At 70.5% G+C, this 26822-nt stretch carries 18 protein-coding genes; 4 read left to right on the top strand and 14 right to left on the bottom strand.

Annotated features, from left to right (window positions below; all coding sequences use genetic code 11):
- The first annotated feature begins 538 nt into the window (after positions 1-538).
- The 3 genes from ACG2DA_RS11685 to ACG2DA_RS11675 all read left to right on the top strand — a co-directional run bounded on the left by ACG2DA_RS11685 (position 539) and on the right by ACG2DA_RS11675 (position 5115).
- Positions 539-2842 carry a hypothetical protein gene (locus ACG2DA_RS11685; RefSeq protein WP_395255849.1) on the top strand — a complete coding sequence of 768 codons (2304 nt, stop codon included), beginning with the start codon at positions 539-541 and terminating at the stop codon, positions 2840-2842.
- Positions 2843-3002: 160 nt separating this feature from the next.
- Positions 3003-4094: a hypothetical protein gene (locus tag ACG2DA_RS11680; protein WP_395255848.1), complete on the top strand. Its 1092-nt coding sequence runs from the start codon at positions 3003-3005 to the stop codon at positions 4092-4094.
- 79 nt (positions 4095-4173) lie between these two features.
- The gene (locus tag ACG2DA_RS11675; RefSeq protein ID WP_395255846.1) at positions 4174-5115 is read left to right on the top strand and encodes a hypothetical protein; all 942 of its coding nucleotides are present in this window, start codon (positions 4174-4176) and stop codon (positions 5113-5115) included.
- 232 nt (positions 5116-5347) lie between these two features.
- On the opposite strand, the gene ACG2DA_RS11670 is transcribed toward ACG2DA_RS11675, so the two are convergent.
- The 5 genes from ACG2DA_RS11670 to ACG2DA_RS11650 form a co-directional block, all read right to left on the bottom strand.
- Entirely contained in the window at positions 5348-6616 is a 1269-nt protein-coding gene (locus tag ACG2DA_RS11670) for a PQQ-binding-like beta-propeller repeat protein (RefSeq protein WP_395255845.1), read from the bottom strand.
- A 349-nt stretch (positions 6617-6965) separates the two neighbouring features.
- A complete protein-coding gene (locus ACG2DA_RS11665; protein WP_395255844.1) occupies positions 6966-7586 on the bottom strand; it encodes a hypothetical protein in 621 nt (206 codons plus the stop codon).
- 64 nt (positions 7587-7650) lie between these two features.
- Positions 7651-9450, bottom strand: a complete 1800-nt coding sequence (locus tag ACG2DA_RS11660) for an aspartate kinase (RefSeq protein ID WP_395255842.1) — start codon at positions 9448-9450, stop codon at positions 7651-7653.
- 241 nt (positions 9451-9691) lie between these two features.
- Positions 9692-10120, bottom strand: a complete 429-nt coding sequence (locus tag ACG2DA_RS11655) for a hypothetical protein (protein ID WP_395255841.1) — start codon at positions 10118-10120, stop codon at positions 9692-9694.
- A gap of 9 nt (positions 10121-10129) precedes the next feature.
- Entirely contained in the window at positions 10130-10528 is a 399-nt protein-coding gene (locus ACG2DA_RS11650; RefSeq protein ID WP_395255840.1) for a hypothetical protein, read from the bottom strand.
- Between the two features lie 92 nt (positions 10529-10620).
- Between ACG2DA_RS11650 and ACG2DA_RS11645 the strand changes: the two genes are divergently transcribed.
- On the top strand, positions 10621-12057 hold the full coding sequence (locus tag ACG2DA_RS11645) for a right-handed parallel beta-helix repeat-containing protein (RefSeq protein ID WP_395255839.1): 1437 nt from the start codon (positions 10621-10623) through the stop codon (positions 12055-12057).
- 104 nt (positions 12058-12161) lie between these two features.
- Here the strand turns inward: ACG2DA_RS11645 and ACG2DA_RS11640 are convergent, their stop codons facing one another.
- The 9 genes from ACG2DA_RS11640 to rpoB form a co-directional block, all read right to left on the bottom strand.
- Entirely contained in the window at positions 12162-12743 is a 582-nt protein-coding gene (locus ACG2DA_RS11640; RefSeq protein WP_395255838.1) for a hypothetical protein, read from the bottom strand.
- Between the two features lie 227 nt (positions 12744-12970).
- The gene (locus ACG2DA_RS11635; protein ID WP_395255837.1) at positions 12971-13675 is read right to left on the bottom strand and encodes a Uma2 family endonuclease; all 705 of its coding nucleotides are present in this window, start codon (positions 13673-13675) and stop codon (positions 12971-12973) included.
- Between the two features lie 81 nt (positions 13676-13756).
- Positions 13757-14179 carry a hypothetical protein gene (locus tag ACG2DA_RS11630; RefSeq protein ID WP_395255836.1) on the bottom strand — a complete coding sequence of 141 codons (423 nt, stop codon included), beginning with the start codon at positions 14177-14179 and terminating at the stop codon, positions 13757-13759.
- Positions 14179-14553 (bottom strand): hypothetical protein, encoded by a 375-nt coding sequence (locus ACG2DA_RS11625; protein WP_395255835.1) that lies wholly within the window; start codon positions 14551-14553, stop codon positions 14179-14181. Before ACG2DA_RS11625 ends, ACG2DA_RS11630 begins: the two co-directional genes overlap by 1 nt.
- Positions 14550-16649 (bottom strand): elongation factor G, encoded by a 2100-nt coding sequence (gene fusA, locus ACG2DA_RS11620; protein WP_395255834.1) that lies wholly within the window; start codon positions 16647-16649, stop codon positions 14550-14552. Before fusA ends, ACG2DA_RS11625 begins: the two co-directional genes overlap by 4 nt.
- Before the next feature lie 124 nt (positions 16650-16773).
- The gene (gene rpsG, locus ACG2DA_RS11615; RefSeq protein ID WP_395255833.1) at positions 16774-17283 is read right to left on the bottom strand and encodes a 30S ribosomal protein S7; all 510 of its coding nucleotides are present in this window, start codon (positions 17281-17283) and stop codon (positions 16774-16776) included.
- A gap of 90 nt (positions 17284-17373) precedes the next feature.
- Entirely contained in the window at positions 17374-17745 is a 372-nt protein-coding gene (gene rpsL / locus ACG2DA_RS11610) for a 30S ribosomal protein S12 (protein WP_395255832.1), read from the bottom strand.
- 185 nt (positions 17746-17930) lie between these two features.
- Positions 17931-22349, bottom strand: coding sequence for a DNA-directed RNA polymerase subunit beta' (gene rpoC, locus ACG2DA_RS11605; protein ID WP_395255830.1), 4419 nt, complete (start codon positions 22347-22349; stop codon positions 17931-17933).
- A 124-nt stretch (positions 22350-22473) separates the two neighbouring features.
- Positions 22474-26193 carry a DNA-directed RNA polymerase subunit beta gene (rpoB, locus tag ACG2DA_RS11600; protein WP_395255829.1) on the bottom strand — a complete coding sequence of 1240 codons (3720 nt, stop codon included), beginning with the start codon at positions 26191-26193 and terminating at the stop codon, positions 22474-22476.
- Positions 26194-26822 lie beyond the last annotated feature (629 nt).

Below are 26822 nucleotides of genomic sequence, written 5' to 3'. Positions count from 1 at the left end.
GAGGGGGCAGCGACTCTCGAAGGCTGTTTACGGACCGCTTTCTCACTCGACCGGTTGGTCGGTCATTGCAGAGAGCGGGAACGGGTGAACCGTGCGTCACCCTCACCCCCAGCCCCTCTCCCTCAAGGGAGAGGGGAGAAGAGCGGAACGAACCGCTCCTCAACGTCCGCAGTCCTCGTCCCCCCTCGCCCCCCTTTTGGGGGAGAGGGGCCGGGGGTGAGGGGGCAGTGATCTCCGCACATCATTCCCGGCCCGGCTCGCTCTCCCGTCCGGCCTGTCACTGCAGAGAGAGGCAGCCGGCGCACCGCCCGTCGCCCTCAAGGGAGAGGGGAGAACGAAGCTCCCGGAGTCGGGCGCGCGGAAAAATCGCTCCCAAAGCGCCGGGAGCGACGGTTCGGGTCATGCGGGCTGTGAGGGTCGGCCGATGGGAGGACGGGACGATCTCCCGGCGGGGCGCGGCTGAACCGCGCCGGGGGGATCGTTCGCCGCCGGGCGGGTTGTCCGGCTCACGCACCCCCCTGCACGGACCGGGCCGACGATGAACTTGGGACGCCGCTCCGCCGCCCGCGGACAGTTCGCCGCTCGTGACCGGGTCGCCGGACGAGGCGCGCCGGCCGTCGGACCGTTCCGCCGGGCCGTGCGGGCGGCGGCGACCCCCGCGGCGCTGCTCGCCGCCGCGGGCGCCGCGGACTTCGCCCCGGCCCAGCTCGTCCCCGACGGCGTCCAACAATCGGTCCCGACGCAGACGGAGCCGCGGCGCGGGTTCTTCGGCCTGTTCGCCGACAGCCCCCGCACGCCGGAAACGCCCGCCGCGGAACCGAACGCCGCCGCGGAGCCGACCGGCGGCGGGCCGTTCGCCGCCTTCGGCCTCCGGCCGGACGGCGCTACGCCGCCCGCCGCCCCGCCCGCCGCCCCGCCCGCCGCCCCGCCCGCCGCGGCCCCGCCGCAGGGGTACGCCGCCCAGTCGCAGACCACGGGTTCGCAGACGCTCACGCCCCAGCAGGCGGCGCTGCTGCGCCAACAGCAGGCCTACCAGCGGCAGCTCGCCAACGCCCGGCAGTCCTTCGCCCGGGATCAGGCCGTCGCCGCCCGCGGGGGGCAAGCCGTCTCCCAGGTGAACCACGACGAGGCGGTCGCCGCGGCTCCGGCCCGAATCAGCGTACTTGGCGCCGTGACGCAGCCGCGGACCTACGAGTTCACCTACACCGCCCCGACCCTCTCCGCCCTGATGGAGCGGGCCGGCGGGCTGATGGGCAACGCCAATCGCACCGTGCGGGTGATCCGCGGCGGGCAGCAGGTTCGCGCGGTGCAGTTCAACCCCGGCCTGCACCTGCCGCTGGCCGACGGCGACGTGATCGTCTGCGACCCGATCCCGGGCACCGGCCCGCGGGAGCGGCGCCGGGCCCACGTGGCGCTGGTCGGGCTGACCGACCGCCCGGTGCTGCTCAAGCTGGACGAGGCGGACGCCAACGTCCCCGCGGTGCTGAACAGCCTGAACCTGCCGGCGGAGTCGATCGCGGCGGTGGGCGTGCTGCCGCCGGCCGCCGCGGCCGGGCAGCCCCCCGGCGGCCCGCTGCCGGACGGGACGATCCTGATCTTCGGCGCCGGCTCCGTCACGCCGGCCCAGTGGCGCTCCTTCCGCGACGTGCCGTTCCCCGACCTGGTGCGCGAGGAAGAGCCGGAGGCCGTCTCGCTGGCGGAGTCGTTCGAGCCGGTCCCGCCGGCCCCGGCCCCCGCGCCAGCCGCCGACCCGGCGGCCCCGGGGCGGATCTCCCCGCGGCGGGGGGCGTCCACGGGCGAGGCCGGCGGGCGGGATTCGCTCGTCACGCCGCCGCTGTCGCTGCCCCGCGCCGACGCGGTCGCCGATCTGCCCGCCCCGGCGCCGGCCCCGCCCCGCCGGACCTCGGCGGCCGGCGAACCGGCGTTGAGCCTCGCCGCCCCGGAGGGCCTCGCCGCCCCGTCCGAGTTCGACCCCTCCAACCTGGCCCCCGGCGAACTGGTGGGCGAGGGGGAGACGGTCGTGGACGTGACGCACCTGTACGGCGACCGGGGCGACGAGGTGGCCCTGCTGCCGGCCCCCGGCGACTCGCCCTTCTACGGCGACGGGGCCGCCCTGGCGGACAACGGCTCCCACTTGCAGCCGCTGGAGGATCTGCCCGCGGCGCCGGGTCTGAGCGCCCCGAACCCCGGGCGCTCCGGGGTGGACCCGCGGCGGGTGGCGTCGATGCCGATGTCCCCGGGCCGCTACTCCGACGCCGTCCCCGCCGCCCCCCGGACGTCGGCCCCGTCGTCGCAGCCGGCCACGGGGGCGCCGCAGCTCGCGGCGCCGCAGCCGTTGGCCGCCCCGCAACCGATCTCCCCCGGCGCCGCCAAGCCGATTCCCGTCGATCCGCCCGCCCCGGAGCCCGCCCCCGAGGCGGAGGCGAAGGCCGAGCAGGCCGCCGGCCCCGGGTTCCCGTGGCTGCCGGTCGGCGCCGGCCTGGGCGGCTTGGTGGGGGCCGCCGTCGCGGCGTTCATCGCCCGGCGACATCTGGGCGAGGAGTCGCCCGTGCCGGCCGGCTCCGCCCCGCGGGCGGCCGCCCCGACGCCGGCGGCCCCGGCGGCCCCGCGGTCGAGCGTGCTGGAAGACCTCATCGCCGACCGTCTGCCGATGGTCGAGGAGCCGGTCCGCCTGCCGGAGTCCATCGCCCTGCACGGCCGCAGCGCCGGGATGACGAAGCTCCGCGTGCAGGCCGCCGAGGGCGGCCCGGCCGCCCCGCGGTTCGCCGACGCCCCCCGTGGCCGCGCCGCCTCCGCCGTCGACCGCGACGACTTCCGTCGGCCCGATTCCCTCGCGGCCTGACCCGCCGCCGGTCTGACCCGCTCCCGGTCTGATCCGCTCCCGGTCTGATCCGCTCCCGGTCTGATCCGCTCCCGGTCTGATCCGCTCCCGGCGCTCGCCGCCGGCGGGCCGTCGTCCGCCCCCCGTTTTCGCCCGCCCCCCGTTCCGGGTTCCCTCCGCCATGTCCGCCCCGACCCGGCCCGCCGCGACCCGCCCCTGCCTGTCGGTCCTGGACCTGGGCGTCCACCGCTTCCGGTCGCTGCGTCGCAGCGGCGGCCGCACGATCGGCCGCAGTTGCCGGGCCGCCTACGGCGTGCTGCCGGACAGCCCGGCCCGGCGGCGGTTGCTCGAACAGGTGGGCCTGAACTTCGCCACCACGCAGCCGGAGGACGGCGGGGAAAGCGAACTGCTGCTGTTCGGCGACGCCGCCGACGAGTACGCCAAGCTGTTCGGCACCCCCCCGCTGGCCCTGCTGCCGGACGGCAAGGTTCCGACCGACGACCCGCCGGCCCGGCAGATCGTCGCCGCCCTGATCGACTCCCTGCTGCCGGACCCGGTCGCTGACGAGGAGCCGGTGAAGGTGATCTTCCCCGGCGGCGAGCCGGATCGGGAGTTCCTCTCCCGGGTGATCCGGCTGCGGGGCTACGAGCCGGAGGCGATCGACCCCGCCGAGGCGTTCGCCGCCGCCTCGATGCCGGCCACCGGCTTCCGCGGGCTGGCCCTGATCTGCGGGGCGGACCGTTGGGAACTGGCCGCGGTGCTGGGCGGCAAGGTGGTCGCCCGCTGCGTCGCCGAGGGCGGCACGACCGCCCTGGACCGCCGCCGGGCCGAGGACCGGGCCGAGGTCGTCTACGAGCGGGACGGCGAGACGTACCTCGACGTGGACGCCTGCCGGCGGAGCCGGGAGGAGTTCGCCGGCACCCTGCTGGCCCCGCAGGGCGAGGAAGAGACGGCGATCGCCGAGCTGCACGCCGCCGCCTTGGGCGAGTTGTTCGCCGAAGCCGCCGGCCGGTTCTCCCGGGAGCCGTCGCTGCGGCACATCCACAAGCCCCTGCCGGTGTTCTGCGGCGGCGGCGCCGCCCGCATCGCCGGGTTCGCCGAACTGGCCGAACGCGAGCTGGCCGACGCCCAGTTCCCCCTCCCGCTGGGCCCGGTCACGGCCGTGAAGCCGGACGACTACCTGACCGCCCGCGGCGCCCTGATCTTGGCCGAACTGGACAACTCCGCCGCCCCGGCGGACGGGACGACCGCCCCCCTCGCCGCCGCGGCCTGACGCCGCCCCGGCGACGTTCGCGGCCCCGTCGGGGCGTCGGCAGGATGGGGCCGCCGTTCGACGCCCCCGCGATCCCGCCATGCCGCGCCCGATCCGCACGCCGACCGAGGAGGCCTTCCGGAACCGGAACTCCAAGCCGGCGTCCCGGCGGAAACTGAAGAAACTGGCGGGGCTCTACGGCCTCGACGAGCGGTCGGTCACGACGCTGTTCAGCGCCCGCCTGGACTTCGATCGGCCGGGGAACCAGCCGAACGACGGCGGGGCGCTCGTCCCGGAGGCGGAGCGGGACCATCTCGTTCGACAGGGCGGGATCCCCGAGCCGCGGGCGTTCGCTCGGGAGGAACTGCTTGACTGGCTGACGGCTGCCTGGGGGGCGGTCGACCGCCCGGCGCTGGCGAACGCCTTCATCGTCGGCGTGGCGAACGGGCGGTACGACCTCAAGTCGGCGTTGGGCAGTTACGCCAGCTTCCACGCCCTCGCCGGCCCGGACCGCGACGACGCGATCGCCCGCGGCATCCGCGTCGGCGGCGCGATGCGCGAGCTGCCGGAAGGGGATGAAACTTTCGAGCCGGACTTCCTCACCCTGGCCTTCAAGCGGCTCTGGAAGCCCTACATGCTGCACGACAGCGCCGACTACGCCGCCCTCGACCTGACTCAATTTAAGAAGAACCCGGCCCCCGAGCCGACCGACGCGGAGCGGGAGAATTTTCGCGCCTTATTGAACGCGATCCGCGACCTGCCGCCGACGGCGAAGCTGACCGACCTGCAAAAGGCCGGGACACGGATCGTGAAAGGCAATAAATACGACCGCGTGCACGTCTTCGAAATTCTGGGCTACTGCGACGTCCTCGGCAGCCCGGACCATCCCCCGGTGCGGGAGCGGTTCGTCAATCAATTACAGCGCCCGCAGCCGGACCATCTTTATTCCCGCGACTGGCAGTTCCCCGCGAACTTCTGGGACGGCACGGTCGGCGTGAACGAGGAGGCCGTGGCGTACTGGTTCCCGGGCTACGAGCGCTAAGACGCTGTTTCTGAACTGAGCGTGCATATCAACCCGAAGCGTGGGCGAGGGCTTCGGCGGGGGGGACACGGCTCCGGCCCGCGGGCCCGCGCTGACGCTTCGGGTGGGTATTGAAGCAGGCTCCAAGCGGCGGGCGTCGTGATCAGGCAGTTTCGTCGGTCCGCCTCGCTTGCGCTTCGGGCTCACAGGATTGCCGGCTGATCGAAGCCGTCACGTAAGCTTCGCCCCCGCCTCACTCCGCCGGGAACGACAGCCGGCGGAGGGTGTCGAGGTCCTTCACCAGCAGTCCGCCGGGCAGGGGGGCCGCCGGGGCCCAGGTGTCGCCGGCGGCGACGCGGTGGCTGGCGAGGATCTCCGTCTCCGCCCCGCGGGCGGCGAGGACGACCAGCGTGCCGTCGTCCCGCAGCGCCAGCACGCGGCCGGCTTCTCCGTCCGCCGACGGCACGGCGAGCAACGTGGCGTTGTCGCCCTCCCGGCCGCGGGTGGACCACAGCAACTCGCCGGTCGCCGGGTCCATTGCGAACAACTGCCCGCTGCGGAGGTGCGAGAAGCCGTACAGCACGCCGCCGGAGATGACGCCGGTGCTCATGTCGAGGGAGGCGGCCTCGGTGTGCCAGAGTTGCTCCACCGTCCAGCCGTTCGCCCCTTTCTCCGGTCGCAGAGCGCGGACGCCGCGGTTCTCGGCCCCGACGATCACCGTGCCGTCGTGGATCGTCGGCGTGGGCATGTTCTGATCGCCGCCGACGTGCGGCAGCGGGCTGCGCCACAGTTCCTTTCCCGTCGCCGCGTCCACGCCGAGCACCGCCTCGTGGGTCCAGACGACGACCTGCCGCACGCCCTCCAGCGTCGTGACGACGGGCGAGGAATAGCTCGCCCCGTCGCCGATCAGTTCCCAGATCGTCTCGCCGGTGCGGGCGTCGAAGGCGGTCAGAGCGCCGGCGTCGTCGTTGCCCATGTGCAGGATGACGGCGCCGTGCGGGCCGGTGTTCGGGGCGAAGGCCGGGGAGCCGCTGGTGCCCCAGTTCGGCCGGCCGGGGGCGAAGCGGGCGGCGGGTTCGCGGCTCCAGAGCGGTTCGCCGCTCTCCGCGTCCCAGGCCCGCAGCGTGCCGGTGATGCCGTGGGTGAAGACCCGCCCGTCGGCCAGCAACGGCGAGGCCTTCGGTCCCGCCCCGTGCCGTTCCCCGCCGGGTTGGGCCTCGAAGGGCGCCGCCCAAGCCCGCCGCCAGACGGTCTCCCCGGTCGCCGCGTCCAGCCGCCACAACACCTCGTCGCCGCCCTGCCGGGCGTGCAGGTAGACCCGCTCCCCGGCGACCAGCGGCGAGCCGTACCCGGTTCCCACCTCGACCCGCCACCGCTCCGTCGGCGCCGCGGTCCAGTCCACGGTCTCGGCGAACCCGGCGGCCCGCCCGTCCCGCTCCGGTCCCAGCCACCCGGGCCAATCGGCGGTCACGTCGGCCGGGGCGGCGACGAACAACGGGGCGAGCAGAAGCGCGGCGAGCATCGAACCGGGGCGGGGCTGAGGGGGAGCGAACGGGGGCAGGGTAGAGCCGAACCGCCGTCCGGCGAGCGGTAGGGGGGGACCGTGAGCCCGAAGCGCAAGCGAGGGTGGACGGCTCCGCGCCTCGCTTGCGCTTCGGGCTCACAGCGAACGCCGCGCGCATTGCTCTCACGGCGGAGCGTCAGCGGAGCCGGGTGAACATGTGCGGGGCGGCTTCGACGCGTCGGCGGGAGGCGCCCCCGCATGCTCACCCCGCGGCGGCCCGGCCGGAGAGGAGATCGGCCCGCTGTCCGCGCCCCGGTGAGAGCATGTCGCCCGCGCGTCCGGGCGCCGCCGGTTCTGGGGCATCCGGTCAGTCGGCTGCCGCCTCCCTTCCTTCTACCCCATCCGCCCAGCCGGTGACCTTGGCGAACAATTTGAACAGGTCCGCAGCCTCGTCATCATTGCCTGTCGCGATGTGCGCCATGACTTTAAGGAAGATCATGGTTCCAGAGCTCAGATCGCCGTCAGCAATCTCCCTCGGATTGAGATGATCGAAAGCGGGATCCGTCGGCATACGCACTTCGCGGATCCACCATCGGTCGATTTTACTAACTAGCGCATAGATGGAACCGATCGTTTCAGCTTCGACATTGTGGTCGACGAGAGAAAGGTGTTTGGGCAGGTTGTGCGCCAGATTATTACGATGCTGTCGGAGCCTGTCGGCGAGCTCTACGTCTTGGTCGTTGATCGCACCTTGCTCTTGGAGCCAAAGCAACGACGCTTTAAGTGGGCTCTTGTGCCGGGAGGAAACATGCTCCGAGTAACGGTCGTCATCAAAGATGAAGCCGCGGATAGAGGTGACCGCCGAGCCTTTGAAAATCTCGTACGCCGCGAGAAATAGCGAGGCGGAGATCAGGTTCGCTTTGAGCGAGGCCGGGTTGAGGAACTTCGCCCAGTTTTTGGCAGGTTCCGCAGTTGCTCGATTCGACATGGGTTCTGCTGCTCTAGGCCAGACGGTATATGAGCAGGACACATGGCCTTCGAGATTGTTCGCCTCACCCGATCCCGAACGCCCCCCGCACCGCCTCGACCGCGGCTTCGCCCTCGTTGGCGGCGACGACGACGCTGACGCGCATCTCGCTGGTGCCGATTAGTTGGACGTTCACCTGCGCCTCGGCGAGGGCGGCGAACAGTTTGAGGCCCACGCCGGTGTGGCTGCGGAGGCCCACGCCGGTGACGCTCAGTTTCGCCACGTGCGGGTCGGTCTGCACCTCGCCCTCGCCCCAGGCGGCGGCGGGGGCGGAGGCGAGTTCGGCGGCGTATTTCGCCTCGGACTCCGGCACCGTGAAGCTGATCGCCGCGTGGCCGGCGTGCGAGACGTTCTGCACGATCATGTCGACCGTCGCCCCCGTGCTCGGATCGTCCTCCGGGCCGCCGGCGACCGCTTCGAACAGGTCGGCCAGCACGCCGGGGCGATCCGGGACCGGGCGGACGCTCAGCCGGGCCTGGTGGGCGTCCAGCGAGACGTCGGCCACGACGATGTCCTCCATCCCCTGGAGGCCTTCCACCACGGTGCGGACCCGCTGCTCCTGCGGGGAGAGCGGGTGGTCGTCGCCGGGGGCGCCGCCCGCGTCGGCGTCGGCGGCCTGATCGAGGGCGAAGGCGGCGTGCACGGCCCGGATCGCCTCGTCGGCCCGGTCGCGGGCGATCAGGCAGGAGACCTTGATTTCGCTGGTGGTGACCAGCTCCACGTTGCAGCCGATCTCGGCCAGCGTGCGGAACATCTTCGCCGCCACGCCCGGCCGGTCCGGCATGCCGGCGCCGACGGCGCTGATCTTGGCGAGGTCCGTGCCGACGGTGACCTCCGCCCCGTCCAGCGCGTCCACCGCCGACTTCGCCGCGGCGAGGGCGCCGGCGAGGTCCTCCTGCGGGACGGTGAACGACACCTCCGCGATCCCCTGCACGGACAGGTCCTGCACGACCATGTCCAGCGGGATCGCCCGGTCCGCCATGCGGCGGAAGATCTCCGCCATCACCCCCGGGCGGTCCGGCAGGCCGGCGAGCGTCACCCGGGCGGCGTCGCGGACCAGCGCCAGCCCCGTGACCGGCCGCTTCGGCACGCCGGCCCGCGTGATCAGGGTGCCCGGCTCGTCCGTCAGGCTGCTGCGGACGACCACCGGCACGCCGTACTTCCCGGCGAATTCGATGCTGCGGGAGTGCATCACCCCGGCGCCGAGGCTGGCCAGTTCGAGCATCTCGTCGTACCCGATCCGGTCCAGCTTGCAGGCGGCCGGCTCGATGCGCGGGTCCACGGTGAACACGCCGGGCACGTCGGTGTAGATCTCGCACCGCTCCGCCCCCAGCACCGCGGCGAGGGCGGCGGCGGTCAGGTCGCTGCCGCCGCGGCCCAGCGTGGTGATGTCGCCCGAATCGGAGACCCCCTGGAAGCCCGCGGCGACGACGATCCGGCCGGCGTCGAGATGTTCCTTCAGACGGTCGGTGCTGATTGCCCGGATGCGGGCCTTGCCGTAGGTGTCGTCGGTGGAAATGCCGATCTGCCCGCCCGTGAGGCTGACGGCCTCGGCGCCGGCTTCGCGGAGGGCCATCGCCATCAGGGCGACGGACTCCTGCTCGCCGGTGGCCAGCAGCATGTCCATCTCGCGGGCCGGCGGGTCGACCTCGAACTCGCCGGCCAGGGAGACCAGTTCGTCCGTCTTCTTGCCGCGGGCGGAGACGACCATCACCACCTGGGCGCCGTCCTGTTGGGCGGCGACGGCGCGGGCGGCGGCGCGGCGAATGCGGGAGGTGTCGCCGACGGAGGTCCCGCCGAACTTCTGCACGATGATCCGGGGCATATGGGCAGGATACCGCCCGGGGGGCGGATCGTCAGCGAGACGGGCGTTCTCGGATCTCCCCTCTCCCTCAGGGAGAGGGGCCGGGGGTGAGGGTGACGCACGGTTCGCAGGCAACCGCTCTCTGCGGTGACAAACAGACGGAGAGCGAGGCGGACCTTTCAACGGCGTTCGCGCGTCGCCGCCCCCTCACCCCCGACCCCTCTCCCCCAAAAGGGGGCGAGGGGGGACGGAAGGGCGCCGCTCACCAGTTCGCCAGCGTCGCCCCGACCGCCGCCAAGGCGATGACCGTCAGCACGCCGGCGACGAAGCCGCCGACGAACTGCGAGCGCCACGGCGGCCAGTCCGACCCGCGGCGGCGTTCGACGAAGTGCACCGCCCGGCTGCCGATCCCCCCGGCCATCACGCCGACGATTAGCGACGACGACGCGACGCAGATCCCGCTGAACACCCATTGCGATTTGTTCCTCACGCCCCCGGTGATCGCGGCCCCCACGAACAGCACGGCGGCCGGTCCGAAGACCCCCGCCCAGCCGCCGAGGCCCGCGGCGTTCGCCGGGCCGAGAAACGTGCCCCAGAACCAGCCCCGGAACCCGTCCGGCTTCGGCGGCTCCTCGCCCGGCAGCGGCGTGAGGTCGTCGGCCGGCGGCGGGCGTTCGGGCGGGGGCGTCACGGTCGGCTCCTAGCTTCGCACGACCGCGAACAGCCACGCCACGCCGGCGGCCAGCGCCGTGCCGGCCGCGAACCCGCCGGCGAACTCGGACCGGGCGAGCGGCCACTCCGCCAACCGCCGCCGGTGCAGCCACCGCCCGATCGCCCCGCCGACCCAGCCGCAAAAGTAACCGGGGATCACCAAGGCGGCGGCCCCGCACGCCACCCCGCCCAGCGCCCCGAGGAGATCGCCTTCGACGCCCGGGCGGGTCCCGCTGACGAGCCACCCCAGACTGACGGCGAGCCACGGCCCCGCGAGGCCGCACCACCCGCCGAGCCCCGCCGCGTTGGAGGGACCGAAGTACCCCGCCGGCCGGCCCGGCGCCGCGGGCTCCGCCGACAGGTCGGTCGGCGGGGCGTCGTCGTCCATCCGGGCAGCATACCCGCCGCTCTCCGCCGATTGTTGTCGCCCGGCGCCCGGGCCGACAGGCTGACGGCTCCGTCGCCCGCCCGGACCGTGCCGTGTTCGCTCCCCCGCCGTTCGTTCGTTCGCTGCTCGTCGCCGGGCTGTTGCCGCTCGGCCTCTCCGCCGCCCCGGCCCCGACGGCGGGGCCGATGCAGGACGAACCGCCGGCCCCGGTCGCCGACGGGGTCGCGGACGACACCGCCGCCCTGCAGGCCCTGATCGACGCCGGCGGTGCCGTCACGCTGCCCGCCGGGCCGCTGCGGATCACCGCCCCGCTGGTGGTCGACCTGACGAAGACCGGCCGCACGTCGATCTCCGGCGCCGGCGTCGCCCGCCTCGTGATGGCCGGGCCCGGGCCGGCGGTGCGGGTGATCGGCTCCCACGACGGCACCGCCGACCCGGCCAGCGTCTCCGACCGTGTCTGGGCGAACGAAAACGCCCCGATGCTGGACGGCTTCGAGATCGTCGGCGCCCACCCGGAAGCCGACGGCGTGCTCGCCGAGGGGACGATGCAACTGACCCTCACCCGGCTGGTCGTTCGCGAAACCCGGCACGCGGTCCGCCTGACCGGCCGCAACCGCAACGTGACGGTTTCGGACTGTCACCTCTACGAAAACCGCGGCGTCGGCCTGTTTCTGGACGGGGTGAACCTGCACCAGATCGGCCTGTCGAACTGCCATATCAGCTACAACCCCGGCGGCGGGGTCGTCGTGCGGGACAGCGAGGTCCGCAACCTGCAGATCGCCGGCTGCGACATCGAGGCCAATACCGGCCCGGCCGACGGCCCCGACGCCTCGGACCGCGGCGCCCCGGCGAACGTCTGGCTGGACAGCACGAACCGCAGCGTGGCGGAGGTGGCGATCGTCGGCTGCACCATCCAGCACGGGCACGACGCGGCGGACTCCGCCAACGTCCGCATCGAGGGCCGGGCGGAGCCGCGGCCCTACGACGAAGGCGAACGGCGGGTGGGGAACGTGCTGATCGCCGACAACGTCCTCTCCGACGTGCGGGTGAACGTGGAGCTGAAGGGCGTCCGAGCCGCGACCGTCTCGGGGAACACGCTGTGGCAGGGGTACGACGCCAACCTCGTCGCCGAGGACTGCACGCGGCTGGCGATCGCGAACAACGTGCTGGACCGCAGCCCCCGCTACAACTACAGCGACGCGGCCGAGGCGACGCTCGGCGTGCGGTTGGAGCGCTGCACGGACGGGACGGTGACCGGCAACCTCAGCAGCGGCGCGGCGCTGGCCGAGGCGGCCTTCGTCCTCCGCGACTGCGAGCGCCTCAACGTCTCCGGCAACACGATCACCGACTACGGCGCCTGCGGCCTGCTGTTGGACGGCGTGACGAACAGCCTGTTCACCGGCAACCTGATCCGCGACGACCGCCCCGACGCCGCGGGACAGCCGCTCCAGACGACGAACCTGCGGGGCGTCACCTTCGCCGGCAACCAGTTCGGCGACGAGTCCGGCGGAGGGGAGGGCGAACGGTAGGGGGCCGTTCGTTCGCCGATGCGGCCCGTACCGCCAGCGTCCCGGACCCTTGGAGGGTCCGGGACGCTCCGCCCGCCGAAACGCGGTGCGGGGGCGTCGACCCGTCAGCCATCGTCGGGGACCGGTTCGTGGAACTCCGTCCGCGTCTCCGGGGGGAGGATGCGATCGGCGAGCCGGCGGGCCAGCCGGGTCAGGCCGAAGAACGCCGGGCCGATCGACCAGAGCGTCAGCACGAACCCCCCGGCCGGGTTGCGGCCGGCCTGCAATGCCACGGCCAGCACGACCGCGGCGTACAGGCCGAACGCCACGTTGAAGGGGGCCAGCAGGTATTTGAGCCCCCGTTCGTAGTCCGCCGCCAGCGCCGTGCTGCCGGCCCAGCGGTAGCCCCAGTAGGCGACGTTGACCGCCGCGGAGACCGTCACCAGCGCCCCGCCGACGAAGTTCGCCGGCCCGAACTGCGCCCCCAGCGCCCGCAGGACCCAGACGTACCCGCCCACCGCCGCCCCCGCCGCGACGACCGCCAGCAGCCCGATCGCATTCTCCAGGCACCCGACCGTGCCGTCCGCCGTCAGCGGGGCGCCGGTCGTCGGATCCTCCGCCCATTCCGGCGCCCACGGGTCGACGTCCGCCGGCTCGCTCTCCGCCGGCTCGTCTTCCCACGGATTGAGGAGCGGATCGACGGCCATGGCGGGGCGGGGACGAACCGGAGCGACGCCCCATCATTCCCGTTCCCGCAGCGCCCCGGCAACGCCCGCCGGCGCGTCCAGACCCACGGGATACCAACCCGAAGCGTCAGCGAGGGCTCTTGGCTCTGCCGCTGCGAACGACATCCGCAGCCCTCGCTGACGCTTCGGGTTGGTGGTTGGTCCTGGGGAGGTCCGAAGGAGGCTGGCCGGACCGCCGACTCAGCGGCTCACGCCGGAAAGACCCGCTTATAGATCTCCGCCAGCGGCAACGTCGCCGTGGGGGCCGCCAGCGTGACGGCGGCGGCGAGGTCCGTAACCCGCTCCACCGCCCACGCCGCCGGCTGGGTGGCGGGGTCGCGGCGGTGATGCAGCACGTTCGGCTCGTCCTGGGCGACGACGAGGTAGTCCGTCACGCTGGGAATCGACAGGTAATCCCCCGGCTTGTCTCGCAGGTCGACCGCCTCGGTCCCCTCCGACAGCACCTCGACGCAGACGGACGGATTGAGCAAGATCAACTCGCGGTCCCGCGGGTGCGGGGCGTACTCCGCCGGCATCCGGGTGAGGACGAGATCGGGGAAGCGGTGCCGGCCGGTGGGGCAGGCGACTTCGGCATCCTGGGTGAGCAGGTCCCACGCGTCGCGATCGATCAGCCCTCCCAAGAGCAGGATGAGGTTCGTCACGATCGTGTCGTGCGTCCGATTCGCCATGGCGTAGCTACCGTCGGGATTGAAGCCGAAGCGGGGCCGGACGAGGCCCAGCGGTTCGCCGGCCTTGGTCTCGCCGGTCACCCCGAGCCATTCGACCCGCGTGCCGGGGCAGGCGTCGGCGGCTTCGAACTCCGCCCGGGTCATCAACAACCGCGGCTCCGCGGGTCGGGGCGGTTCGGATTCAGCACTCTCGGCGGCGGGCGGCGGGGCGAGGACGGCGGACATCGGGCACCTCTCGGAACGGGGCGATCATCATACCTGACGATTCGAAGCGCCGGCGGAGGATCGGCCGTCCGGTGTTGTGATTCACTCGGAGTGGACCCGGTCGGCGAGGCGTCTTGCGAAGGCGAACAAGTGCACCGTCGGGGGCAGCGCCGCGGCGAATAGCAGCGCGCCCGCGAACCCGCCGGGCTTCCGGCCGGCCCGCAGGTCCTCCAGCAGCGTCGCCAATGCGGCGACCGCCAGCAGCGCGTGGCACAGCGGCGCCGCCCACCGCAGGCCGCGGTCGAACTCGCCGGCCCGCTCCGACTCGCCGTCCGCGGCGTAACTCCACCGGGCGACCCACATCCCCGTCGCCACCATCAGCGCCAGTCCGCCGAGGAACCGGACCGGGGTGAGGGCGCCGGGCCGATCGATCAGCGGCCAGAACCACAGGCCCCCGACGACGGCGACGGCCATCACGGCGAAGCCGCTGGCGTCGGCGTCGGGGTTGGGTTCTCTGAACAGCATCAGGTCGGCCGGGACGCTTCCACGATGAGCGAGAGCAGGGCGACGCCGGCGGCCCCGACCGCGAAGCCGACCGCCCCGCCGGCGTAGCCGGCGACGAACGCCGCCGACCGTGGGCGCCGTCCGCCCCAACCGGGCCGCGTCTGCCGGACGAGTGCCGCGGCCGCCCCGCCGAACGAGAGACCGAACAGGACGGCGATCACGGCGAGCGGGACCAGCGACTCGACCCTCAGCAGGTCGAATTCCCGGTGTATCGGCGGTCGCGTGAGCCCGTGATAGACCAGCAGGGCCGCCGGCGGACTGCCGAACCCCAGTGCCCCCCCGGCGATCGCCCAGTCCGACGAGACGGCGGGGGGCGTCGGGTTTCCTTCGCTCACCCCAGCATTTCCTCCAGCACCTCCGGCGGGGCGGCGTCGTATTTGAGCAGCTCCATTGAGTAGCTCGCCCGGCCTTGGGAGAGGCTGCGGACCTGGGTGCTGTAGCCGAACATCTTCGCCAGGGCGACCTCCGCGTCGACGACGGTCAGGTCGCCGCGGGGTTCGCTGCCGGTGATGATCGCGCGGCGGCTTTGCAGGTCGGCCTGGATGTTGCCGAGGAACTCGCCGGGGGTGACCACCTCCAGCTTCATCTTCGGCTCCAACAGCACGCAGTCGCCCTCGTCCAGGCAGTCCCGCACCGCCCGGGCCGCGGCCGCGGACAGTGCCGTCTCGCTGGTCGTACCGGGGATGTAGTCCACGCTCGTCACCGTCAGTTTCACGCCGCTCAGCGGGTAGCCCACCACGCCGCCGCCGCGGGCCTCGTCCAGGGCGGCCTGTTTGACGATCTCCAGCGTCGCCTTGGGGAAATCGTGCGGGAGGGTGTGCTCGAACAGGATCGGCTCGGCGGACGGGTCTTCGGCCTCGAACCGCTCCAGGGTGACGGCGACCTCCGCGTGGTCGACGGCCCCCTCGGTCAGCGGGCGGTCGAACTCGCCGCGGCCGGCGATCGGCGGGCCGGCCTTCACCGTCTCGCGGTAGCTGACCCGCGGTTTGTGCACGCGGATCTTCAGGTTGAAGTCGCGTTCCATCCGGTTCTTGATGACCTCCAGGTGCAACTCGCCCATGCCGGAGACGATCGTCTGGCCGGTCTCCGGGTTGATGCGGGCGTCGAAGGTCGGGTCCTGCCGGGAGAGGCGGACCATCGTGTCTTCCAGCTTTTTGCGGTCGGCGCTGCTCTCCGGCTCGACCGCCATGCTGATGACGGTTTCCGGAAAGCGGATCGACTCCAGCACGATCGGCCGGGCCTGATCGCACAGGGTGTCGCCGGTGACGGCCTCCTTCGGGCCGAACAGGCCGACGATGTCGCCGGGGCCGACCTCCTCCACCTTCGTGCGGCTGTCCGCCTGCATCCGCCAGATTTGGTTGACCAGCTCCTTCTTGCCGGTGCGGGGGTTGAGCAGCCGGGAGCCGGTTTTCAGCGTGCCGCTGTAGACCCGCACGAAGTACAGGTCGCCGTGCTTGTCGGCGACGATCTTGAAGGCCAGGGCGGCGACCGGCTCGGACGGGTCCGGTTTGCGGACCTGCGGTTCGTCGGCCTTTTTGGGGTTGGGGTGCGTGCCCTCGACCGCCCCGCGGTCCAGCGGGGAGGGGAGGTAGTCGACCACCCCGTCGAGCAACGGCTGCACGCCGACGCGGTGCAGGCTGGACCCGCAGAAGACCGGTTGCAGCGCGCCCGCCAGCGTCGCCGCCCGCAGGCCGGCGCGGAGGTCGGCCTCGGGCAGGTCGTCGGTTTCGAGGAAGGTTTCGGTGAGGGCGTCGCTGGTGGTGGCGACGGCTTCGAGCAGCTTGAGCCGCCACTCCTGCGCGAGGTCGGCGTACTGCTCCGGGATCGGGCCGCGTTTCACCTGCTCGCCCAGGTCGCCCTCGAAGGTGACGGCCTCCATCGTCACGAGGTCGATCACCCCCTCCAACTGCTGCGGGCCGGGCATCATCGGGGCGGTCACGGCCACCGGGGCGGCGTGCAGGCGGCTCTCGATCTGGCCCAGCACCGACTCCCAGTCCGCCCCGATGCGGTCCAGTTTGTTGATAAAGCAGATGCGGGGAACGTCGTATTGATCCGCCTGGCGCCAGACGGTTTCGCTCTGCGCCTCGACGCCCTCCACGGCGCTGAACACGACCGCGGCGCCGTCCAGCACCCGCAGGGAGCGCTGCACCTCGGCGGTGAAATCGACGTGGCCGGGCGTGTCGATGATGTTCACCGTGTGGCCCTGCCAGAAGCAGGTCACCGCGGCGGAGTAGATCGTGATGCCCCGCTGGGACTCTTCCGGGTCGAAGTCGGTCTCGGTCGTGCCGTCGTCGACCTCGCCCATCTTGTGGGTCGACTCGGTGTAGAAGAGGACCCGCTCCGTGGTGGTCGTCTTGCCGGCGTCGATGTGGGCGACGATCCCGATGTTCCGCAGGCGGGAGAGATCGGCTGGGTCGGGGTCGGCGGCCATGGGACGCTCGCTCTAACGCAGAGGCTCCGCGGAGCCTCTGCGTTACGGGGGAGGGAAGGAATGAAGACAGCCGCGGCGGGCGGGACCCGACGCGGCTGCGAGTGTCGCGGGTTGGAAGCCCGTCTCAATACGCGAAGTGGGCGAACGCCTTGTTGGCGTCGGCCATCTTGTGGATGTTTTCCCGCTTGGTCATCGCCACGCCCTCGCGCTTGTAGGCGGCCATGAGCTCGTCGGAGAGGCTCAGGTGGGTCGGGCGCCCCTTCTTGGCCCGGACGGCTTCGAGCAGCCAGCGGATAGCGAGGGTCTGCTGCCGCTTGGGGCTGACGGGGGTCGGCACCTGGTAGGTGGCGCCGCCGACCCGCTTGCTGCGGACCTCGATGGCCGGCTTGATGTTCTCGACGGCCTTGTGGAAGACGTCGATCGGGGAGAGTTCCTCGCCCTCGGCGTCCTCGGCGGTCGGCTCGGCGCGGGGCATCCGCTCGCCGATGCGGTCCAGGGCGTCGTAGAACACCTGATAGGCGGTGCTCTTCTTGCCGTCGTACATCAGGCAGTTGACGAACTTCGCCGCCAACAGCGAGTTGTACCGCGGGTCCGGCTTCAGCTGCTTACGGGAGGCGGTGTAGGACTTAGACAAGGGGAGGCGTAAGGCGTAAGGGGTGAGGCGTAAGGAAGGGCTACGGGCGGGCGGCGGCGCTTACGCCTTACGCCTCACCCCTTTTGCCCCTTACTTGGGTCGCTTGGCGCCGTAGCGGCTGCGGGCCTGCTGACGGCCGTTGACGCCGAGGGTGTCCAGCACGCCGCGGACGATCTTGTAGCGAACGCCGGGGAGGTCGCGGACCCGGCCGCCGCGAACCAGCACGATGCTGTGTTCCTGCAGGTTGTGGCCTTCGCCCGGGATGTAGGCGGTGCACTCCTTGCCGTTGGAGAGCCGCACGCGGGCCACCTTCCGCAACGCGGAGTTCGGCTTCTTCGGCGTGACCGTCTTCACGTTCAGACAGACGCCCCGCTTCATCGGGGACCCCTCCAGCAGGGGGGTCTTGTTCTTGGCTTTCTGAACCTTCCGCGGCTTGCGGACGAGCTGGTTGATCGTGGGCATATTCTTGATCCGCGAAGGCCGGCGGCCGTCGAGACAATCCGTTTACGGGAAATCCGTGTGCGGTCCGCCGGACAGCGGGTCGGGGAGTGTAAGGAGACGACGCGATCCGTTCAACCGGATCGGTTCGTTGATCGGACGCGATCACGCCGAGGCCCCGCGGGGCCTCGGCGTTGCGAAAAGAAACCTCAGCCGCCGACGGGCGGGTGCTCGATCACGCCGTCCACCTCCTGCGGGCCGGAGCCCTGGGGGGCGGAGGCGCCGGAGTCCCCGGCGGCGACCTTCTCGAGGATGTTCTCCGCGGGGGCCTCGCCGAGCGGGGCCGGGGCGGCCTCGCCGGCGACTTCGGCGAGCATGTCGCGGCGGGCGGCGAGGATCCGCTCCTTCTCCGCCTGCATCGCCATCAGGGCGCTGTCGTGGATGCGGACTTCCGCGTCCTGGTGCTGGTGGAACCCGGTCCCGGCGGGGATCAGGTGGCCGAGGATCACGTTCTCCTTCAGGCCGACCAGCCCGTCGCTCTTGCCGGCCAGGGCGGCCTCGGTGAGCACCTTGGTGGTCTCCTGGAAGGAGGCGGCGCTGATGAAGCTCTCGCTCTGCACCGACGCCTTGGTGATGCCCAGCAGCTGGGTCGACCCGACGGCCTTGCGGGGCTCGCAGGTCTGGGCGGGGGCCAGGCCCTCGGCCTCCAGCTCGCCGTTCACCTCTTCCAGCGTCTCCTTGGGGACGATGTCGCCCTCGTCGAAGTCCGTGTCGCCGGGATCGGTGACCTTCAGGCAGGTCTGGAGCTGCTCGTTGGCCCGCACGAACTCCGTCTTGTCGACCAGCACGCCGGGCAGCAGCGGGGTGTCGCCCGGGTCCTCGATCTGGAGCTTCCGCAGCATCTGCGAGATGACGATCTCGATGTGCTTGTCGTCGATCTCCACCCGCTGGGCCTGGTAGACGCCCTGGATCTCCCGGCGGAGGTAGTTCTGAACCTCGTTCACGCCGGACACCCGCAGGATGTCGTGCGGCCGCAGCGGGCCGGAGACCAACGCGTCGCCGGCCTTCACCATGTCGCCGGCGTGCACCAGCACGGGCTTGCCGGGGGGAATGATGTGCTCGACCTCGGTGCCGTCGGCGGCGATCACTTTGATCACCCGCTTGTTGCGCTTCCGTTCCGGGACGAACTCGATGATCCCGTCCACCTCGGCGATGACCGCCGGGTCCTTCGGGGTCCGGGCCTCGAACAGCTCCGTGACCCGCGGCAGACCGCCGGTGATGTCCTGCGTGCCTTCCGAGGCCCGCGGGTTCCGGGCGAGGACCGTGCCGGCCTTCACCTTGGCGCCCTCTTTGGCCTCGATGTTGGCCCGCTCGGGCAGGTAATAGAAGTCCTTGATTTTGTCGTCGTCGTCCACGAGGACGATCTGCGGGTGCAGGTCGCCTTTGTGCTCGATGACGGTGCGGCGGATGTTGCCGGACTTCTCCTTCTCCTTGCGGATGGTGACGCCCTCGACGACGTCCTCGTACCGCACGCGGCCGTCCACCTCGGCGAGCACCGGGACGCTGTGCGGGTCCCACTCGCAGAGCAGCTGGCCCTCCTCGGCCATCTCGCCCTCCTTGACGGCGAGGGTGGCGCCGCTGGGCACCGGGTAGTTCTCCAGCTCGCGGCCCTTCTCGTCGGTGAGGATGATCTCGCCGTTCCGGGTCAGGGAGACCTCCTTGCCGGCGGCGTTGGTCACGCTGCGGAGGCGGGTGTACTTGACCCGGCCGCTGCGGCGGGCGCGGATCTCGCTCTCCTCCAGGCTCGTCTGGGCGGCGCCGCCGATGTGGAAGGTCCGCATCGTCAGCTGGGTGCCCGGTTCGCCGATGCTCTGAGCGGCGATGATGCCCGCCGCCAAGCCCTCTTCGACCAGCGAGCCGGTGCTGCGGTCCATGCCGTAGCAGAGCCGGCAGAGGCCGAGCTGGCTCTCGCAGGTCATCGGGCTGCGGACCTGGATCTTTTTGAGCTTCATCTCCTCAATTTTGTCGGCGATCTGCTCGGTGATGAGCTCGTTCTCGCCGACGATCAGCTCGCCGGTGATCAGGTCGGCGATGTTGGTCCGGGAGACCCGGCCGACGATCGCGTCCCGCAGGGAGACCTCCACGCTTTCGCCGCGGTAAAGCACCTCGCGGGTCACGCCCTGGGTGGTGCCGCAGTCGTGCTGCGTGATGACCATGTTCTGGCAGATGTCCGCCAGCTTCCGGGTCAGGTAGCCGCTGTCCGCCGTCTTCAGGGCGGTGTCGGCCAGACCCTTCCGGGCGCCGTGCGTGGAGGAGAAGTACTCCAGCACGTTCAGGCCCTCTTTGAAGTTGGCCTTAATGGGCGTCTCGATGATCTCGCCGCTCGGCTTGGCCATCAGACCCCGCATGGCGGCGAGCTGCTGCATCTGGCCCTTGCCGCCACGAGCGCCGGAGTCGGCCATCATGAACACCGGGTTCACGTAGGCGCCGCCCTCGCGGTAGTCGTGCTGCATGTCGTGGTACATCGCGTCGGTGATGACCTCGCGGCACTTTGTCCAGACGTCGATCACCTTGTTGTACCGCTCCTGCGGGGAGAGCACGCCCTCCTCGTAGGCCTTCTGGAAGCGGAGCACCTGGCTCTCGCTCTCCGCGATGGCCCCCTCCTTGCTGTCGGGGGTCCGCAGGTCGCCGGAGCCGAAGGAGACGCCGCTGTTGGTCGCCTCGTTGAACCCGAGGACCTTCATCCGGTCCAGCAGGTTGATCGTGTCCCCGCGGCCCTTCTCGAGGTAGCAGTCCGAGATGACCCGGCCGAGGTCCTTGGACTTCATCGTGATGTTATAGAAGGACATTCCCTCGGCGACGATGTCGTCGAAGATCACGCGGCCGGCGGTGGTCTCGATCAGGCCGCCGTCCTTGAAGTCCTCGGCGCCCTCGCCCTTGACCGTGCGGCCCTTGGGCAGCCGCAGCTTGATCTTGGTGTGGCGGGTCACCTTGCCCTGATCGAGGGCGAGGAACACCTCGTCCTTGTCGGCGAAGACGCTGCCCTCGCCGGGACGGCCGTCCTTGGCGAGCGTGAGGTAGTAGCAGCCCATCACGATGTCCTGCGACGCCGAGATAATCGGGTCGCCGTTGGCGGGGCTGAAGATGTTGTTGGTGGACAACATCAGCGTGGTCGCCTCGACCTGCGCCTCGATCGAGAGGGGCAGGTGGACGGCCATCTGGTCGCCGTCGAAGTCGGCGTTGTAGCCCTTGCAGACCAGCGGGTGGACGCGGATCGCGTTCCCCTCCACCAGCGTGGGCTCGAACGCCTGAATACCCATCCGGTGCAGGGTGGGGGCCCGGTTCAGCAGGACGGGGTGGTTTTTGATCACCTCGTCGAGGATGTCCCAGACCTCCTCCTCCCGCCGCTCCAGCATCCGCTTGGCGGATTTGATGGTGTCGGCGTGATCCAGCTCCTTGAGCCGGCGGATGATGAACGGCTGGTACAGCTCCAGCGCGATCTTCTTGGGCAGGCCGCACTGGTTCAGCTTCAATTCCGGACCGACGACGATCACGGAACGGGCGCTGTAGTCGACCCGCTTGCCGAGCAGGTTCTCGCGGAACCGGCCCTGCTTGCCCTTGATCATGTCCGTGAGGGACTTGAGCGGGCGGTTGGAGGAGCCGAGCACCGGCCGCTTGCAGCGGTTGTTGTCGAACAGGGCGTCGACGGACTGCTGCAACATCCGCTTTTCGTTGCGGACGATGACCTCCGGCGCGTTCAGGTCGACCAGCTTTTTCAGCCGGTTGTTCCGGTTGATAATCCGGCGATAGAGGTCGTTCAGGTCGGACGTGGCGAAGTTGCCGCTGTCCAGCAGAACCAGCGGACGCAGGTCCGGCGGGATGACCGGGACCACGTCCAGCACCATCCACTCGGGACGGTTGTCGCTGTCGCGGAGGGCCTCGACGATTTTCAGGCGCTTGATCAGCTCCTTCATCTTGGCCTGGGAGCCGGTCGCCTTGAGGTCCTTGCGGATCTGTACGCCCTCGGCGACGAGGTCGATGCCGAGCAGCAGCTTCTTGATGGCCTCGGCGCCCATGTCGCACTCAAAGGAGCCGACGCCGAAGTTGCGTTCGGCCTCGCGGCGCTCGTCCTCGGTGAGGAGCTGGCCGCGGGTCAGCGCGGGCGTGCCGTCGGCGGTGACGGCCTCGCCGGGGTCGGTGACGACGTAGTCTTGGAAATAAATCACCTTTTCCAGGCTGCTGGTCTTCATGTTCAGCAGGGCGCCCAGGCGGGACGGCATGCTTTTGAAGAACCAGATGTGCACGACCGGGGCGGCCAGCTCGATGTGGCCCATCCGCTTCCGGCGAACCCGGCTGTGGGTGACCTTCACCCCGCAGCGGTCGCAGACCATGCCCTTGTATTTCATCCCGCGGTACTTGCCGCAGGAGCACTCCCAGTCCTTTTCCGGACCGAAGATGCGTTCGCAGAACAGGCCGTCCCGCTCCGGGCGGTAGGTCCGGTAGTTAATCGTCTCCGGCTTTTTGCATTCGCCGTGGCTCCAGGAGCGAATGTCGTGCGGGCTGGCCAGCCCGATCTTCACGGAGGCGTAGTCGTTGACGCGGTCGAAGTTGGGTTCGGCGACGGACATGGGGGAGACCTTCGGTCTGAATGACGAATGAGGAATGTCGAATGACGAAACGCAGGGCTCGTGACGGAAGCGGAACGACGAACGGGAAAGGCCGTTGCGTCGCTCCGCCGCCGTCATTCGTCATTTACACCGCGCTCTTTTCCAACTGCATGTTGAGGCACAAGCCCCGGATCTCGTTCAACAGCACGTCGAAGCTGGCCGGGGTGCCGGCCTCGAGCGTGTTCTCCCCTTTGACCATCGACTCGTAGATCTTGGTCCGGCCTTCGACGTCGTCGCTCTTCACCGTCAGGAGCTCCTGGAGGATGTAGGCGGCGCCGTAGGCCTCCAGGGCCCACACTTCCATCTCGCCGAACCGCTGGCCGCCGAAGCGGGCCTTACCGCCCAGCGGCTGCTGGGTGATGAGGCTGTAGGGGCCGGTGGCGCGGGCGTGGACCTTGTCGTCGACGAGGTGGTGCAGTTTGAGCATGTAAATCTGCCCCACGGTCGTCTTCTGCTCGAACGGCTCGCCGGTGCGGCCGTCGTACAGCTGGGCCTTGCCGTCCTCCGGCAGGCCGGCCTCGACCATGCACTCGCGGATCTGATCGTCGTCGGCGCCGTCGAACACCGGGCAGATCGCCCGGAAGCCGGTGACGCTGGCGGCCCAGCCGAGGTGCGTTTCGAGGATCTGGCCGACGTTCATCCGGCTCGGCACGCCGAGCGGGTTGAGGATGATGTCCACCGGGGTGCCGTCGTCGAGGTACGGCATGTCCTCCTGGGGCAGGATCTTGGAGATCACGCCCTTGTTCCCGTGGCGGCCGGCCATCTTGTCGCCGACGCTGATCTGCCGCTTGCTGGCGACGTAGACCTTGACCATCTGCAACACGCCGTTGCCGAGCTCGTCGCCCAGCTTCTTGCGGTTGATGGCGTGGTCGCGTTCGTCGATCGCGTCCTCGACCGCCTGCCAGCCGGCCTCGTAGACCTTCCGCAGCTCCTGCTTTTTCTGCGGGGAGCGGACGTCGAGGTTCTCGATGTGCTCCGGGAACCGGCGGGCGTATTCGACGACGAAGGCGTCGTCGTCGATCTTGGAGACCTGCCGACCGTCGTCGTCCTCGATCGGGCTGCCGAGGGCCTCCTCATAGTCCTTCAGGAAGTCGCGGAAGACGGCGGCGGCGGTCTCGTCGCCCTGCTTCTCGGTCTTCTTGAGGTCCTCCTCGTAAGCCTTCTTCTCCACGTCGGAGAGGCTCATCTTGCGGGAGAACTTCTCGGTCTGGATCACGATCCCCTCGACGCCCGAGGGCACCTCGAGGGACTCGTTCTTCACGTCCTCGCCGGCCCGGCCGAAGATCGCGTGGAGCAGCTTCTCTTCCGGCGTCAGCTCCGCCTTGGCCTTGGGAGACACCTTGCCGACCAGCACGTCGCCGGGGCTGACGCGGGTGCCGACCTCGACGATGCCCTCGTCGTTGAGGTGCCGCAGGGCCTTCTCGCTGACGTTGGGGATGTCGTTGGTGAACTCTTCCTTACCGAGCTTCGTCTCGCGGATCTCCACGTCGTACTCGTCGATGTGGATGGACGTGTAAACGTCCTCCTTGACGAGCCGTTCGCTCAGGATGATCGCGTCTTCGAAGTTGTAGCCCTGCCAGGACATGAACGCGACGAGCACGTTCCGGCCCAGGGCCAGCTCCCCGTGGCGGGTCGCGGCGCTGTCGCAGAGGATCTGGCCCTTCTTGACCTTGTCGCCGGGTTTGACGATCGGCTTCTGGGTCAGGCAGGTCCGCTCGTTCAGGCCGACGAACTTCCGCATCGGGTAGCGGACGCCGTCGATCTCGACGCCGTCGGCGTCGGCGGCGGTGACGGTGCCGTCCTTCTGGGCCTTCAGGACCATGCCGCTGTTCTGGGCGACGTCCCGCTCCAGGCCGGTGCCGACCAGCGGCGGCTCGGCGATCAGCAGGGGCACAGCCTGCCGCTGCATGTTGGAGCCCATCAACGCCCGGTTGGCGTCGTCGTGCTCCAGGAACGGAATCAGGCCGGCCGAGACGCCGATCATCTGACTGGTCGACACGTCGATGTACTGCACCCGCGACGCCGGGATCCACTCGGTGTCGTTGGCGTAACGGGCCAGCACCCGGCCGCTCTTGATCTCGCCGTTCTCCATCGGCGTGTCGGCCGGCGTGATGTGGTAGCGGACCTCCTCGTCCGCCCGCAGCCAGTCGATCTGATCCGTCAGCTTCCCGTCCTCCACCTTGCGGTAGGGGGTGATCAGGAAGCCGTAGTCGTCCACCTTGGCGTACATGCCCAGGGACGAAATCAGGCCGATGTTCGTGCCTTCCGGCGTCTCGATCGGGCAGATTCGGCCGTAGTGGCTGAAGTGCACGTCGCGGACCTCGAAGCCCGCCCGTTTGCGGTTCAGACCGCCCGGACCCAACGCGGACAGCCGCCGCTCGTGGGTCAGGGTGGACAGCGGGTTCGTCTGGTCGACGACCTGGCTCAACTCGGAGCGGCCGAAGAAGTAGTCGATCGCCGCGGAGACGCTCTTGGGGTTCACCAGGGTCCGCGGGGTCATCTCCTCGACGTCCTTCAGCGACATCCGCTCCTGCACGGTGCGGCGGAGCTTCAGGAAGCCCTTGCGGATCTCGTCGGCGCCAAGTTCGTCGATCGTCCGCAGACGCCGGTTGCCGAGGTTGTCAATGTCGTCGACCCGGGCGTCGTTCACGCCGGCCCGCAGATCGAGGATGTACTTGATGGCGCTGATCAGGTCCTCGACCCGCAGCGTCATCTCCGTGTCCGGGACGTCCTGGTTGAACTTCCGGTTGATGCGGAACCGGCCGACCCGGCCGAGCCGGTAGCGGTTCACGTCGTGGAACTTCTCGGCGAACAGATCCTTCGCCTTCTCCAGCGCCGGCGGGTTGCCGGGACGCAGCCGTTGGTAGATGCGGAGCAGCGCCTCCTCGTGGCTGTTCGTCGTGTCGTCCAGCAGCGTGGTGACGATCAGCGGGTCTTCGACGCTCCTGGTCAGCTTGACCTTGTCCAGGCCGCTTTCCTGGAGCTCCTTGGCGAGGACCTCGGTAACGACGTGGCCGCACTCGACCATAATCTCGCCGCTGCGGTCGCTCTCGACCGGGTAGATCAGGTCCGCGGCGGCCGTTTTGCCGGTGACGGCCTTCAGGAAGTCCTCGCCGGCGCCGACGGAGATCTCTTCCGTCTCGAAGAACAGCTCCATCAGCGACTCGGCGGAGCTGTACTTCGGGTCCATCGCCCGCAGCAGGGTCAGGCAGGAGAACTTGCCGCTCTGGTCGATGCGGACCTGCAGCACGCCCTTCTTGGAGATGACCATCTCCACCCAGCTGCCTCGCTCCGGGATGATGCGGCAGGTCACGTCGGTGGCGTCGTCGCCGTCGCCGGTGTTGACGAAGTCCACGCCGGGGCTGCGGTGCAGCTGAGAGACGACGCACCGCTCGGCGCCGTTCACGATGAACTCGCCGCCGCCGATCATGATCGGCAGGTCGCCGAGGTAGACCTCCTCCTCGACCGGCTGCTCCTTGACCAGCCGCATCCAGACCCGCAGCGGCCGGCCGTAGGTCAGGCGGAGCTGACGGCACTCCGTCTGGTTGTACCGCGGCTTGCCCAGCTCGTACTTGACGTACTCGAGCCGGTAGGTGCCGTCGTAGCTCTCGATCGGGAAGATCTCCCGCAGAACTTCCTCAATGCCGAAGTCCTTGCGGTCCCGCGGGGCGACGTCCTTCTGGAGCAGCCGCGTGTAGCTGTCCGTCTGGATGTTGGTCAGGCCCGAGATCGGGAACGCGGCGTCAATGTCGCCGAAGTTCCGAACGGTGTCGAAGTAGCGGATGCGTTCCGAGGGGATCGGCATCGAGGTGTCGGGCTGGGGGAGAGGGGGGACGGGGCCGGTCGGCGACGGTCGGAAAGGGCGTCGCGGGTCCGAACGAAACGGCGGGCCGCCGCCGCACGCCGGGCGAACCGGACGCGGCGGACAGGGCTTCGGCCGGAGACCTACTGGGGAGAGCCGACCCGAGGGAAACGGGACGGCAGACCGGCAAGAGAACCGAGCGTCGCCGCGTTCGTCCCCGGCCGGGAGGGGAACGACGCCTTCGCAAACGCGGGCGCCTTCGCAGACGCCGTCGGTGAGAGTGCGACCGGAACGGTCGCAACGGGGGGGAGCGCAGACGACAGGCCGGCGCGGCCGGACGAACCGGGAACGCGTCGGCCATGACTCCGGCCGCCGCGGACGGGGCCGGCATCGGTGGGGAAACGAGGGTGACGCCGCAAGGGGGGGAGGCCGCCGCTGTCGGTTGCGCTGGTCGACGAGGCGATCGCGGGGAGGAGCCGCGCCGTTCGTCAAGGGCGCCCGAACCCGCCGGAGTTCGGGGCAACGTGCAGTGTCGCGTGTCAACCCGGGGTGTCAACCGGCCGCGGACAATTCCCGTGCCAAACCGTGCGGGATCGACCGGAGAATCTTCCAGCAAGGGGCATGGAGCCGCG

The sequence above is a fragment of the Alienimonas sp. DA493 genome (genome assembly GCF_043951915.1).
In the GTDB taxonomy this organism is placed as follows: Bacteria; Planctomycetota; Planctomycetia; order Planctomycetales; family Planctomycetaceae; genus Alienimonas.
Note: the sequence above shows the minus strand (reverse complement) of the source record. Positions and strands in the feature narration are given on the sequence as shown.